Source organism: Gardnerella swidsinskii (assembly GCF_023277705.1).
Classification (GTDB): Bacteria; Actinomycetota; Actinomycetes; order Actinomycetales; family Bifidobacteriaceae; genus Bifidobacterium; species Bifidobacterium swidsinskii.
The window spans coordinates 460,943-473,423 of sequence record NZ_CP083176.1; the positions used below are offsets into that span (position 1 = coordinate 460,943).

The 12,481-nt window shown below is 48.4% G+C and carries 14 protein-coding genes; 7 read left to right on the forward strand and 7 right to left on the reverse strand.

The annotated features are described in order from the left end of the window. Positions 1-5: 5 nt before the first annotated feature. From K9E37_RS01855 to K9E37_RS01880, 5 genes are all read right to left on the reverse strand, one after another. Positions 6-578: a DUF2815 family protein gene (locus tag K9E37_RS01855; RefSeq protein ID WP_169770302.1), complete on the reverse strand. Its 573-nt coding sequence runs from the start codon at positions 576-578 to the stop codon at positions 6-8. Beyond that, positions 550-1,743, reverse strand: a complete 1,194-nt coding sequence (locus K9E37_RS01865) for a DUF2800 domain-containing protein (protein WP_476729703.1) — start codon at positions 1,741-1,743, stop codon at positions 550-552. The genes K9E37_RS01855 and K9E37_RS01865 overlap by 29 nt, the downstream gene beginning before the upstream one ends. Then, positions 1,740-2,129, reverse strand: a complete 390-nt coding sequence (locus K9E37_RS01870; RefSeq protein WP_169770301.1) for a hypothetical protein — start codon at positions 2,127-2,129, stop codon at positions 1,740-1,742. The genes K9E37_RS01865 and K9E37_RS01870 overlap by 4 nt, the downstream gene beginning before the upstream one ends. Next, complete coding sequence (locus tag K9E37_RS01875; protein WP_169770300.1) at positions 2,129-2,410, reverse strand: hypothetical protein; 282 nt, start codon at positions 2,408-2,410, stop codon at positions 2,129-2,131. The genes K9E37_RS01870 and K9E37_RS01875 overlap by 1 nt, the downstream gene beginning before the upstream one ends. Positions 2,411-2,506: 96 nt before the next feature. Further along, complete coding sequence (locus K9E37_RS01880) at positions 2,507-3,043, reverse strand: sigma factor-like helix-turn-helix DNA-binding protein (RefSeq protein WP_057002011.1); 537 nt, start codon at positions 3,041-3,043, stop codon at positions 2,507-2,509. A 792-nt stretch (positions 3,044-3,835) separates the two neighbouring features. On the opposite strand from K9E37_RS01880, the gene K9E37_RS01885 reads away from it, so the two are divergent. The 5 genes from K9E37_RS01885 to K9E37_RS01905 all read left to right on the forward strand — a co-directional run bounded on the left by K9E37_RS01885 (position 3,836) and on the right by K9E37_RS01905 (position 7,353). Beyond that, entirely contained in the window at positions 3,836-4,648 is an 813-nt protein-coding gene (locus K9E37_RS01885) for an ABC-three component system protein (RefSeq protein WP_248893475.1), read from the forward strand. Continuing rightward, on the forward strand, positions 4,635-4,859 hold the full coding sequence (locus tag K9E37_RS01890; protein ID WP_169770298.1) for an ABC-three component system middle component 7: 225 nt from the start codon (positions 4,635-4,637) through the stop codon (positions 4,857-4,859). The genes K9E37_RS01885 and K9E37_RS01890 overlap by 14 nt, the downstream gene beginning before the upstream one ends. After that, positions 4,849-6,564 (forward strand): DUF2326 domain-containing protein, encoded by a 1,716-nt coding sequence (locus K9E37_RS01895; protein WP_169770297.1) that lies wholly within the window; start codon positions 4,849-4,851, stop codon positions 6,562-6,564. Before K9E37_RS01890 ends, K9E37_RS01895 begins: the two co-directional genes overlap by 11 nt. Then, on the forward strand, positions 6,564-6,770 hold the full coding sequence (locus K9E37_RS01900) for a helix-turn-helix domain-containing protein (RefSeq protein ID WP_057002007.1): 207 nt from the start codon (positions 6,564-6,566) through the stop codon (positions 6,768-6,770). Before K9E37_RS01895 ends, K9E37_RS01900 begins: the two co-directional genes overlap by 1 nt. A gap of 433 nt (positions 6,771-7,203) precedes the next feature. Then, a complete protein-coding gene (locus K9E37_RS01905; RefSeq protein ID WP_169770296.1) occupies positions 7,204-7,353 on the forward strand; it encodes a hypothetical protein in 150 nt (49 codons plus the stop codon). A 319-nt stretch (positions 7,354-7,672) separates the two neighbouring features. Here the strand turns inward: K9E37_RS01905 and miaA are convergent, their stop codons facing one another. Next, the gene (gene miaA, locus K9E37_RS01910) at positions 7,673-8,686 is read right to left on the reverse strand and encodes a tRNA (adenosine(37)-N6)-dimethylallyltransferase MiaA (protein WP_076003019.1); all 1,014 of its coding nucleotides are present in this window, start codon (positions 8,684-8,686) and stop codon (positions 7,673-7,675) included. A 142-nt stretch (positions 8,687-8,828) separates the two neighbouring features. Between miaA and K9E37_RS01915 the strand changes: the two genes are divergently transcribed. Beyond that, positions 8,829-9,638: a GTP pyrophosphokinase gene (locus K9E37_RS01915; RefSeq protein WP_004108491.1), complete on the forward strand. Its 810-nt coding sequence runs from the start codon at positions 8,829-8,831 to the stop codon at positions 9,636-9,638. A 184-nt stretch (positions 9,639-9,822) separates the two neighbouring features. Continuing rightward, entirely contained in the window at positions 9,823-10,569 is a 747-nt protein-coding gene (locus K9E37_RS01920; RefSeq protein ID WP_004108493.1) for a Bax inhibitor-1/YccA family protein, read from the forward strand. A 671-nt stretch (positions 10,570-11,240) separates the two neighbouring features. Here the strand turns inward: K9E37_RS01920 and tuf are convergent. Further along, entirely contained in the window at positions 11,241-12,440 is a 1,200-nt protein-coding gene (tuf, locus tag K9E37_RS01925) for an elongation factor Tu (protein ID WP_004118785.1), read from the reverse strand. Positions 12,441-12,481: the final 41 nt, after the last annotated feature.

Below are 12,481 nucleotides of genomic sequence, written 5' to 3' on the forward strand. Positions count from 1 at the left end.
TTGCTTTAGGCGAGGAAGTCTTCGTCTGCATCCCAGGTATCGAATTCCGATGCCGCGCTCACGTGCCCGCCGAGTGGCTCACCATCACGGGTCTTTTGAATATTGCCAAGACCGCAGGCCACGCCACGATTACCGTTGGTGTTGAAAGCGTAGAAATTGATGGAAACTCGCCCGTAGCAGCCAGAATAAACTTCGGAGCGATCAAGGATGGGGTTTACATCTTGATCCACAATCTGCGGAGCATTAATACTGTTGGCATTCACGAAATAATGTCCGGCATAAGCCTCATCGTCACGCTCAGTATCTCCATCACGTAGCGGCAGCTTCAAAGATGCGCGTGGCGGGATCTTCCCGCCGAACTTCCCAATACCCTCGGTGATTGCTGCATCGATAGCAGCATTAATCGCATCGATAGTTGCAGCATCATCTTTAGGAATAAGAAGCGATACCGAGTACTTCGGTTTGCCGCCGTTAATAGATTTTGCTTCCCACACGTTCGCGTAGCTCAAACGTGTTTCGCCGGTTATGACCTTGGTCGGATTATTCTTCTTATTCTTGGTGTTCACGCGGTTCGACATTTTCGTTACCTTCTTTCTTTTCGTTATTTGTCGATGTTTGTGAAATCGTCAGCCGCAGTACTGACCTGCAGCTCGGGGCGTTTGTCAGTGACGGGAACCAGGGTGGGTTTACCCTCGGGCTTGACCACCAGATCCCCGAGAATCTCAGAGAACTGTTTCTTTCCCATGAGTTTTTTTCCATCGCGGTAATAGTGAGCAGTGATCGTTTATAGATATCGCGGTAGCCTGCAGCTTTCGCAGCCTCAGCCACCGCAGTCTCATCGGTGTATTTGCGGATCGAGCGGCCAGCAACCAACTTGAAACCCTCGTACCGCTCACCGCTTAGGGCTTGACTGAGGGCATAGTCCTGCACATCTGACGCCCACCGCGTGAGTCCTGGTATTTGCGCCAACACATCAGCCACCTCATCAGCCGATAGTTCGGCTGGCGGGGCGAACTCGAATTTAGCCAGCTCAAGGTTCGCTTCAGCCCTTGCCCGGCAGGTGGAGGCGATGCGGCAGAACTGACACCAGGCACCTGCATAAAATTCGCCTTCGCCTTTCGCTGCTAGTTCGGCTGCAGGCTTGAGCGTCTGCTCGGCCCACTTGTTCAGCTCAGTGACGCTAATCGTCCAGGTGGATACGTTTTCGCGCCGTGGCTGAAAAACCGTTAATGCCACCTGCTCAATGTCATAAAGAGCGTCGAACAAGGCAAGTGCACCGATCGCGTAGAGCATCATTTGCGGGTTCCACTCAGCTTCTACCAGCACGCCCAAGCCATATTTCAAATCGATCACGTGCAGCGTGCCATCAGCCACGATGAGGCAGTCGCCAGTGCCGAAGCCACCAGGCACAACGTTGGAGAAATCCAAGTGTTGTTCGATGTAGATCACCGCGCCAGGCGTCGTCTGTTTTGCTTGCTCGTATTGTTCGAGCACGTAAGCCACGTAATCGTCGGTGTGGGTATTCATCTCGTCATCTTCGTATTTGGAGACGGGGCGTTTAGATTGCTGCTTGAGTGCTCGGCGCAGCTTATGTTCTGCCAACGCGTGAGCCGCAGTACCTTGAAGTGCAGCTTCACTTGGAGCCTCTGTCACTCCAGCGGTGAGTTTCGCGGATGGGGGACAGTGCAACCAACGATGCGCCGACGAGGCGCTCAAGAGTGCGTGTTTTTGCGGTGGCATCATGCACCACCAGCCTCAGCTTTGGCGGCAGCGAGCACCGCGTTGGCTTGCTCCACCGTCAGCTGTGAAAGCTTCGTATGCTCAAACGAGCGAATCTTGGCTTTGATGAAGTCATTCAAGCCCGAGCGTGCATAATCCGCCAACACGCCTCGCACTTCCTCCAGTGGCAGTAGCTTGACCTGCGGATGAGATTCGCTGACAGGTTCTGGTTGCGGAGGTTCCGTTGAATCGGGCTCGTCCGTGAGCATATAGTCCGCTTCGATACCCGATTCCATCCAATGCAGCAGGTCGTTCTCGGTTGCTTCTATTTCGGCTTGCAGGCTTTTCAAATCTTGGCGAAGATTGACGAAAATTTGACGAATATTGGCTACATGGTTCACTGGAGTCATCACGCCACCTCATCTGCATGATCAGGGCCAAATATGGCCTTCATGAACGACTCGAAATCCTCATCCGCAAACGATCCACGCCGCTTACCTGATATCTTCGACTGGTCGTTGTCAATGATTTCGATGGATTGCACATCCCGCCCCGGCAGTAACACTGCACACCGCCTACTCTGACCCGTGAGCTTGCGCAAAACCCTTCCTGACAGGCGGCGCATACCCACCGATGCCACAGCATCCGGGTCAGAATGCTTACTGACCTTCACACGTAGTTTCCGGCTCATCACCGGCTCCTTCCTGAAAGAACCCTCCCAGTGAGACCCACTGCCTTCACGCTGTGTTCCTTCACTAGGAGGGCTTCCAGGGGGCCGAAATATAAATCAAAGTTTGAGACCAATTTCGGCGGCAATCTTCGCCCGCGCAGATTTCAACAACTGCGAGGCACGAGGCTGAGTAATCCCAAGCTCAGCCGCCACCGCAGTCAAAGGCACCTGATTCAAACGATTCTGGATAACGATGAAGCGCTCACGCTCATCCAAGCCAGCCAAAGCACTCTCAACCGTCAACCGCGTGTCCACGTCATCAAACGGATCATCGAACGCTTTCATGTGACCATACTGGTCGACCAACTCATCAAAAATATTGCCGCCACCAGCCAAAGGAGCACGCCAACACGAATCCGTATTGCGCACCCACTGCTTCGCCTGGTTATACTCCGGCTTATTAATCTCCTCCCGGACAATCTCCTCAATAGAACGCCGCTGCACCAATTCAAGGCTTTGTACCATATCGCGGCGTTGACGATAATCAGCCTCAATCATCGAGACCACCTCGCCATCACTCACCTCAACTTCCACATACTCTGCAGGTTTCTTCACATCGAACTTTTGCTTTTCGTAACGGATTTGTACTTTCATTTGTGGATTTCCCTTCCGGGAGATCCACGGAGCGATATTCAGTTATGAGGTCGACCTGCAAGAACAAACCAAGCAACAAGCCATCGCCTATGAAGGTAATGGCCAGTGCTGGCTGCTCCGCAGATCTCCCGACTCATTGCTTGTCGCTATTTGTCGGTCGTGAGGTTGCCACGCACCGATTGCGCGCTGGTTCGTGGTGACCTCACTAATAGATGTGTGCGGGATGCTTGAGAACGTCGCCTTCTAACCGCCGATTCATGCGTTTGTGAAGTTTCTCTTCACACATCGCAGGTTGATTCGATATAATGAAAGGTGACTATCTCGTCATTCCGCCACAACGAATCCCATCGCTGGGCTTCACGAAAAGGTTAAATAATGGGCTTTCGCAAGCTTTGAGAAACGTTGAGGCAAAACTTTGAGAGTTTTTGAGAAAACTTCGTTAGGAGGTGAACAGTGCAGTTCCACCAGTGGGCTAAATCAGTACGCCCTGTTGTTCCTGGCAACCTCCATGGGCCTAGTTATGCGCGTGAACTGATCTCCATGTTTACTACTGTCAATGAGGGGGAATGGAATACGCGAAACGACCCCACAAGCACGGCCTCAATATCCGATGATGTACTTACCTCGCTTATGTAACGCGACGCGGGATTTAGCAAAGGGCTAGCAAACGCAATTTATTCTCGCTTGAATATAGATAATCTCATTTGTCTGATTGAGGATTTAGATGAGCCAGCGCAGAATCTCATCCGTCTCAATTTTGAGAGTTTTGGAGTAAGGATTCGCTTAACGCACGTGGCTGAAGATGCCTGTCTAATTCTGCTGGACATTCTCGAGCGGCTCGCAAAAATAAAAAATCCTGATTTGCAAGCACGGATTCGTATTCGCCAACTAGCTGCGAAGGCTAGGTATCGCGAAGAACTTCTCGTCTTATCGGATGGTTGTCTGCAGTGCGGAAAAACCCTCAATATCGAATCGCACGATAAATCCAAGGCCTCCTACGTGATTGTGCTTCTCGACGAGGACATTGAAGAACCTTTACGTGATGATTTCGCAGTGTTATGTACCGAGCATGGCGAAAAATACCAGCTGGCTCACACGAAAAAAGAAGAACAACAGCTACGAGCTAACCTTGCACGTCTTCTTGCTAAACATCGCCTTGCCGACAATGTCGTGCCTTTGGGGCTTGAAAAAGAAATCAGCCTGCTGTTGGACGCGGTTTCCAACATTCCTTACGAGCAACGCATACCAGATCCCAAATTCAAGGCAGTCGACCTTGAGCAGAAGATTCACGATGCTGATCTGCTTTTCCAAGCAACTGATGCTGTATCCGTCTACAAGCCTTTTATCGTCACTCAGCTGAAATCTAAAGAAGCGAGAGAACAGCTCAAGTTCACTCGACTGTGCAATCAAGTTCAAGGGGCGTGGCTGACCTTCGAAAGCTCGGGGTTGGATCAGCCCGGGCAGTTCAGGCAACTATGCGATTGGATGAACAATCACACGGGAAGTGGCATTTACGTGTGTGGCATTCTCATCAGCTACTTCATCCATATTTGTGAGGTATTCCGTCCAGATGTAGACGTGGAGGCAGACTATGCGATTGCCTAACAAGCTCTACACTTTCGACGAATCAACCCTCGCCAACTTTCCGCGAATCCTGAATCACTTAGATAATCCGATGCGCCTCATTGATTTACATTTTGATTTAGTGAAACAGGTAGGCGGGACGGCTGAACTTATAGAAGCACTCACTCTACTGCTCGTATTGAGAAAAATAACGGTTGATGTTGAAAACGGGGTGATTGCGCTTGCTGATTAACGTATGGTCTGACAGATTCAACGACGCGGGCGAGCCTCGCCCGCCCATAGTTTTTCACCCTGGTCTGAACGTTGTCGAGGGAGGAGCTGAAGCCGAGAACTCTATCGGCAAATCTACCTTGCTCTCCATAGTGGATTACGCTTTCGGTGGTGCAGATTTCGCAAAATCTGACGTCATTACCGATCCTGATGCTGTCGGCCACCACACTATTTGCTTCACCTTCCGTTTTGGAGAACAAGACCGGTATTTTTCCCGCGATACCTCACGCCCAGGTTTCGTACAAGAATACTTTGATCCTGAATGGAAAGAACGAAAAGAAGAATGGCAGATAGACGATTATCGAGTATTTCTCGCTGAACAATACGGTCTAGACATTCCCGATTCGACTCTTCGAGAATTAATAGGCCGCTTCGTTCGAATCGATACTGAGCAACTTGCCATGTTGAAAAAGCCGCTTAAAGCCGCTCCTGCACAACCCGATGAACAGGGTGTGTTTGCGCTGGAGAAACTCTTCGGCGTGTACGGAAAGCTCAAACAACTCGAGGAAGACCTCAAAGCAGCCAACCTCAGCTACTCTTCGCTTGAAGGGATGGCTAAAACAGGGCTTAGTCAATACGTGAAAATACGAAATAAGAAAGAACGCGATCAAGCCGAGCGAGAACTAACGCAAGCACGGATCGCGTTTCAACAACTGCGAGTGACAGCAGACCTCGATCTTTTCCAGGCAGCAGAGCAAGCGAAAAACGAAGAGCAACACATGAAGACTCAGTTGCGCTCGCTGCAGAGCAAACGTTCTGTTCTTAAAGGAAAATTATCGATAGTTGAAGCAACGCTATCGGGAGAATCAAGGCTCGCAACCGATGACCTTGAAGAGTTCTATAACTTCTTCCCGAACGTAAACAAAGAGAAACTCGAAACTATCGAGTACTATCACCGAGCTCTCGTCGGCGTCTATGAAGACCAGCTTAACGAGCAGGCAGAAAAATATCGTCGCGTAATTGCTGTGTTGGACAACGAGATTAACCAACGGCTACGAGAAATTCACCAGCTCAAACAATCAGTTGAGCTCGATGATAAAACCTACGAAGAAAACGGTGAGCTAGCAGCCACCATTAAACGTCTTGAAGCTCAAATCGACGCCTATGACAAAATGCGCGAATTCGACAAGCTGCGCAAAGAAACAAACAAAGCTCTCAAAGAACAACGACCGCGCATTCTCGGCGATATCGAGCACAACATCAACCGGCTCACCAAAGAATTCGTTCAAGCCCTCTATCCGAATAAAAAGCGTAAACCGCCACTATTTAGCTTCAAAGAATCACGCGGTAAAGCGGGGTATACCTTTTCATCTCAAGGAGACAACGGGGCCGGTTCGCAATCCAAGAACCTGATTTCATTTGATTTAGCTATCCTAGAATTAACCAAGTTGCCCATCCTGATCCACGACTCCGTGCTCATCAAACAACTCGCATATTTCCCTGTTGGTAACCTGCTCACACTCTATGAACGAGTAGCGGAACTTACCTCCGAGGATGGCCAGCCCAAACAAATATTCTTCTCATTCGATGCCACCCCGAAATATCGGGCGGAAGCAGAAGAAATCGTTAACAGGACAAGAGTCATCAAATTAGGTGAAAACGAGCACGCACTCTATGGATTTACCTGGAACGAAGAGAAAGACGAAACCGATGAGGAGAACAAATAATGCGACTGTCCTATAACAAACTATGGAAACTCCTCATCGACAAAGGATGGACGAAAGAACAACTGCGCACAGCAGCAGGCTTCAGCCCAGCCACCCTTGCCAAACTAGGTAGAGGAGACAACATCCAAACCAACATTATCGTGCGCATCTGTGAAACTCTTGCCTGCCAGCCGGCAGACATTATGGAAATCAAAGGAGACAACTAATGAGCGACAACTTCTCCTTCCTAGAAAAAGATTTTCCTTCCCTAGCAAACTTTGGGCATTTGGCTGAGGCATACCGCGAGAGCGACCCGAGCACGGCTATCGTGAAGCTCGGCAAATAGGTGAAGCTATCATTTCAATGATATTCAAATTTGATCGAGTACCTGAGCCTGCTGAGAATAAAGCTATCGTCCGGATCGACACTCTGTAAAGAGAGGGACTCCTGCCACAAGATGTGGTGAATGTGCTCCATATTCTGCGAAAAGCACGAAACAAAGCTGTTCATGAAGGGTGGGGCGATATTGACACTGCTACTAGATTCTTGCCTGTCGTCCATTCGCTCACTGCATGCTTCGCCCGCACCTACGGTCCATTAGACCTCACTATTCAGCCCTATAGACTTACCTCGCAAGAGTCCGCCCCTCCTGTTGCTCAAATGGAACAAGCCGAGTCGGCGCTGCAACAGCAAGACGAAACAAAAGCACAAACAGCCACTACTGTGGCAAAAGCAGAGCGTAAGAACCGTAGCGAGTTAAAAGAGCAGCTCGTATCCGCCGCACTCGCAGGACGCATTTTCCAATCCTAAATAGCAGCTCAAACCAACTATTTCGCAAAAGCCTAGCCATTTCGCAAAAGCGAGGTTTGAGCGCATTAGCACGCGCAAAGTTTTCGGCTTTTTCGGGTAAGTGTTTTCAGGCGTTAAATTCGGCGCTGACACAAGGTGTAGCCGGTCAAGCTCTAAGTCCCCACTTTGGCTTGATAACAAGGGAAAACAGGCGCATTTCCTAAGATCTCTGAGTGCTCACATTTGTATCAATACCAGCAATCCCGTAACAGACGCAATAACGCCACTGCCCACACAGTGGCGTTTTTTGTAGCAAAACCCAATGTTTCCAAGATTTAAGTTAAGCTTCGAAAGCATCTCCGAGATGGTGCTGAGTAGCGTGCTCAGTAGCATCAGAACTATTGCAATCAAACTCCCCCGCATCCGCAGCATCAACAATCGCGAGCGCAGCTTCCGCAAGATCCAGTCGCAACGCGTCCAACCAGTGGATGCGAGCATCCCTACCAAACCAACCCATTTGTTTGCGTGCAAGTCGTCGAGTTTTTTGTGCAATATCCGCAAAAGCCTCATCCTCTCTCCACACGCCATCCAAATAATCCATAATCTGCTGGTAGCCAAGAGCACGAGATGCAGTCACACCCAATCGCCCTCGAATCGCGCGCACCTCATCCACAAAACCCTGCTCACGCATAATTTGCGTACGTAAATCCACGCGCTTATCTAAATCTTCACGACGCAAATCTAAGCCAATTTGCACGCAATCAATCACATACTTATACTTCGGAAGCGTTGCGGAATAAGGCTTTCCCGTAAGCTCAATCACTTCAAGCGCGCGAATTGTACGTCGCGGATTGCGCGCATCCATATGAGCCGCAGCAACCGGATCCTTTTGTTGCAACTCATCAAACAGCGCACTCGCTCCCTCTTTGTGCTCGCGCTCCTCCAAAGCTGCACGAATAGACTCATCCGTGCCTGGAAATGTAATATCATCCACAGCAGCACGAGCATACAATCCCGATCCTCCAACTAAAATCGGCCTCACACCACGCGATTGCAACTCACTAATACACTGTCTGGCCAAAACTTGAAATCGCGCAACCGTCATCGTTTCTTCAGGATCAATTATGTCAAGCAAATAGTGTGGTACTTCCGCCTGCTCCTGCGCACTCGCCTTAGCCGTGCCAATATCCATGTAACGATACATTTGATACGCGTCTGCGTTGATGATTTCCGCACGAATCCCGCGCTCAGCTAATTTTTTCGCAAGCGCAATACCAAGACTAGTTTTGCCTGAAGCCGTAGGACCAACTATTGAAATTACTTTAGGAATATTATCCTGCTTATTTTCAGACAAAATACACTCCTCGTCAAAATACTTTGCTAGATTTTGCTTGCGCTCAATTACCTAAGATATTTATATCACGCTTTGCAAAGAATATTACATTTGCATATGCACTCCCAGACGTTTAGCAGTTTTTATAGTATTATTAAAAGACGTGATACTTGATCGTCATAACCGCGTAAACGCAGCAGAACTCTATGCGCGTCTTCATAGCAACGAAGCAGCTAATGAAAGCAGCAACGTTAGCAGCAATGTTGACAATACAAAAAACCAACAAAATTGCTCCCAATGCGGCAAAACTAATTCGCTTATGCTTCCTGAAGACCAAATCGACGAATTTGTAAACATGATGCAAATTTACGAAGGAGCAATGTACGAAATAAGTACGAAGCTCGAGATTCTAGATAGCGAATTTCAGGTGCGGTTCTCTCACGACCCAATTCATCACATGGAGCGTCGTCTTAAATCAGTACACTCAATTTTTGAGAAACTGCAAAGGCGTCATCTAGATATTTCCACACGCTCTATACGCGATAATCTTTTCGACGTAGCTGGAATTCGCGTAATTTGCAACTACTGCGACGATGTGTATTCTGTAGCGCAATATCTTTCTAAACAAACAGACATTCAAGTATTGCAAGTTAAGGATTATATTAAGAATCCAAAACCTAATGGATACCGCAGTTTGCACGTAATTTATGCAGTTCCTGTGTTCTTGTCTTCTGGAGCACACTACACGCCAGTTGAAGTGCAATTCCGAACTATTGCTATGGATTATTGGGCTAGCTTGGAGCACGCTTTAAGATACAAAGCCGGTTTGCCGGATGCAAAGTTGGCTGAGCACTCTCAAACTTTGCTCGATTGCGCGCATAGCTTGCAAAATATTGAAACACAAATGCAAGGTATTCACCGCGATATTAATGGTGCTCCTCAAGTTGAAGAAGCACCTAATAGTAAGGCATAATATAAATACGAAGCGCAAGCTTATGCCATATTAGGCGTAATCTTATGCAAGATTAAAACCAGCTTATTGTACGAACGTATAAATTATGCTGTATTTTTTTAGCATTTTCCCAGATGCTTTAATTATAATTATGTGAGAACGTTGTCTTGACAGCGTTTTATTTCATAGCTGTTAAGGAGAAATAATGACAAACTTTACTCAAGATTATTACAGAAGCGGTGCTCCTGAAGTTATTGACACTCAGGCAACATATGCTTTTGAAGAAGCAAAAAGAGTTTCAGTAGGACGCACTTATGGCGAAATGACGCTTGGATTGATTGTTACAACTCTTGTGGCACTGTTCACTCAGAGCGGTAATTTCTGGCTTAGATTTATGTTTGCAACCCGCGGATGGGGTTGGATAATGTTGGCAATTGCTCAGGTTGTGATAGCAGTTGTTCTTGGAACACGCTTAATGAAAATGAGTGAGACAACAGTACGAGTTTTGTTCTATGCTTATGCTGCTTTAACAGGATTTACTTTAAGCTCAGTCTTTCAAGTATTTAGCCTTGGATCTGTGGCATTAGTATTTGCTTTAACTGCAGGATTCTTCCTGTGCTTGACAATGCTTGCACTTACTACAAAAAAGGATTTGCTTAAAGCTGGTCCAATTTTAATGGTTGCATTACTTGTATTCGTTGTTGCGCAAATTATTATTTCGTTTATTGGGCAAGATACTGGAACAATGCGTCTTATGGCTGGAATTGGCATCGTTATTTTTGCAGGTTTAACAGCTTACGATGCTCAGCAAACTCGCGCATTACTTGCACAATATGAAAATCAGCCTGAAATGGTTAAGAAAGTATCTATTTTCTGCGCATTCCAGCTGTTCTTGGACTTCATTAACATGTTCATCTACTTGCTAGAGTTGCTTGGAGATAATAGAGATTAGCAATACTAAAACTATAACATACGTGTGTTAGTTGCTTAGCTATTTAACCCTGCCAGATTAGTATTTGGCAGGGTTTTATTATGCTCTCTGTACTCCAAACGCGAATGCGTTAACAGTGCCGAGCGTTACTAACACCCATCTCTCACACACTTCTCAAATCACCTACCAGAGACACTAACGCAGAACACAAACTGCACCAGTGTCCCAAAACAAGCAAAATGAGACACTAACGCAGAACACAAACTGCACCAGTAACGAAAAAACAGTGGCGCTCACGTGGGTAACGCGCTCGCTTACGAAACTCGCGTCGGAAGTCCCCCGGACTTCCAACCTAAGCGAGTTTCCGCTCCGAGTTGCTTTCGCGCGCTAAATCGCAGCGCTCAAGCAGGTCGTCAGCGCATACCAGTCACAGCAGAATTCCTAATGAACTACCACACAAACCTGCCCTGCCTTCGTCTTTATTGACGAAGGCAGACCTCGCTTGCGTTGAAAGCACACCGTGCTTTCAACTCTAAGCAAGCTCGGCGCTCCGAATTGCTTTCGCGCGCTAAATCGCGCGCTCAAGCAGGTCGTCGCGCTGATAAAACAAGCGCATACAACAAAAGACCCCACGAGTTTCCTCGCGGGGTCTTTATTAAGCCTTAGCTAATATTTTTCAGTTAGAAAAAATACTAGGCAAGAATCTTGGTCACACGACCGGAACCAACGGTACGGCCACCTTCACGAACTGCGAAGGTCAAGCCCTCTTCCATTGCGATTGCCTGAATCAACTCAACAGTGAAGGTTGCGTGATCGCCTGGCTGAACCATCTCAACGCCGTCTGGCAAGGTGATAACGCCGGTGACGTCGGTGGTGCGGAAGTAGAACTGTGGACGGTAGTTGGAGAAGAACGGCGAGTGACGGCCACCTTCGTCCTTGGTCAAGACGTAAACTTCGCCTTCGAACTTGGTGTGTGGGGTCACAGAACCTGGAGCAGCCACAACCTGACCACGCTCAACATCGGTACGGTTGATACCACGGAGAAGAAGACCAGTGTTATCGCCAGCCTCGGCCTCATCCATCTGCTTGTGGAAGGTCTCGATGGAGGTAACGGTGGTGGTCTGAGTTGGACGCAAACCAACGATCTCAACTGGGGTGTTGATTGGGAGCTTACCACGCTCAACACGACCGGTGACAACGGTACCACGACCGGAGATGGTGAACACATCTTCGATTGGCATCAAGAATGGCTTGTCAAGATCGTGAGTTGGGGTTGGGATGTACTCGTCAACAGCCTTCATGAGCTCCTTGACGGTCTCTACCCACTTCTCGTGATCTGGAGCGTCATCATGCAAAGCACCGTAAGCAGAGGTGCGGATGACTGGGCAGTCGCGATCGAAGCCGTTTTCTTCGAGGAGGTCACGAACCTCTTCTTCGACGAGGTCGATAAGTTCTGGATCATCAACCATATCGCACTTGTTCAAAGCAACGAGGATCTTCGGGACACCGACCTGCTTAGCGAGCAAAACGTGCTCACGGGTCTGAGCCATAGGACCATCGGTAGCAGCAACCACGAGGATTGCGCCATCCATCTGAGCAGCACCGGTGATCATGTTCTTCACGTAATCAGCGTGGCCTGGAGCGTCCACGTGAGCGTAGTGACGCTCAGCGGTCTGATACTCGATGTGTGCGATGTTAATGGTAATGCCGCGTTCCTTCTCTTCTGGAGCGGCATCAATCTGATCGAAGTCATACTGAGGGTTCAGATCTGGATACTCGCCATGCAGCACCTTAGAAATAGCCGCGGTCAAGGTAGTCTTACCGTGATCAACGTGACCAATGGTACCAATGTTAACATGCGGCTTAGTACGCTCGTACTTTTCCTTTGCCATGTGTTTGTCCTCCTGGACGTCTCGTAGTTTGCCTCACACAT

Bases quoted from the DNA above. Each gene is read 5' to 3' on its own strand.
- K9E37_RS01855 (WP_169770302.1), bottom strand. From the start codon at position 578: ATGTCGAACCGCGTGAACACCAAGAATAAGAAGAATAATCCGACCAAG.
- K9E37_RS01865 (WP_476729703.1), bottom strand. From the start codon at position 1,743: ATGATGCCACCGCAAAAACACGCACTCTTGAGCGCCTCGTCGGCGCAT.
- K9E37_RS01870 (WP_169770301.1), bottom strand. From the start codon at position 2,129: ATGACTCCAGTGAACCATGTAGCCAATATTCGTCAAATTTTCGTCAAT.
- K9E37_RS01875 (WP_169770300.1), bottom strand. From the start codon at position 2,410: ATGAGCCGGAAACTACGTGTGAAGGTCAGTAAGCATTCTGACCCGGAT.
- K9E37_RS01880 (WP_057002011.1), bottom strand. From the start codon at position 3,043: ATGAAAGTACAAATCCGTTACGAAAAGCAAAAGTTCGATGTGAAGAAA.
- K9E37_RS01890 (WP_169770298.1), top strand. From the start codon at position 4,635: ATGCGATTGCCTAACAAGCTCTACACTTTCGACGAATCAACCCTCGCC.
- K9E37_RS01900 (WP_057002007.1), top strand. From the start codon at position 6,564: ATGCGACTGTCCTATAACAAACTATGGAAACTCCTCATCGACAAAGGA.
- K9E37_RS01905 (WP_169770296.1), top strand. From the start codon at position 7,204: ATGGAACAAGCCGAGTCGGCGCTGCAACAGCAAGACGAAACAAAAGCA.
- K9E37_RS01920 (WP_004108493.1), top strand. From the start codon at position 9,823: ATGACAAACTTTACTCAAGATTATTACAGAAGCGGTGCTCCTGAAGTT.
- tuf (WP_004118785.1), bottom strand. From the start codon at position 12,440: ATGGCAAAGGAAAAGTACGAGCGTACTAAGCCGCATGTTAACATTGGT.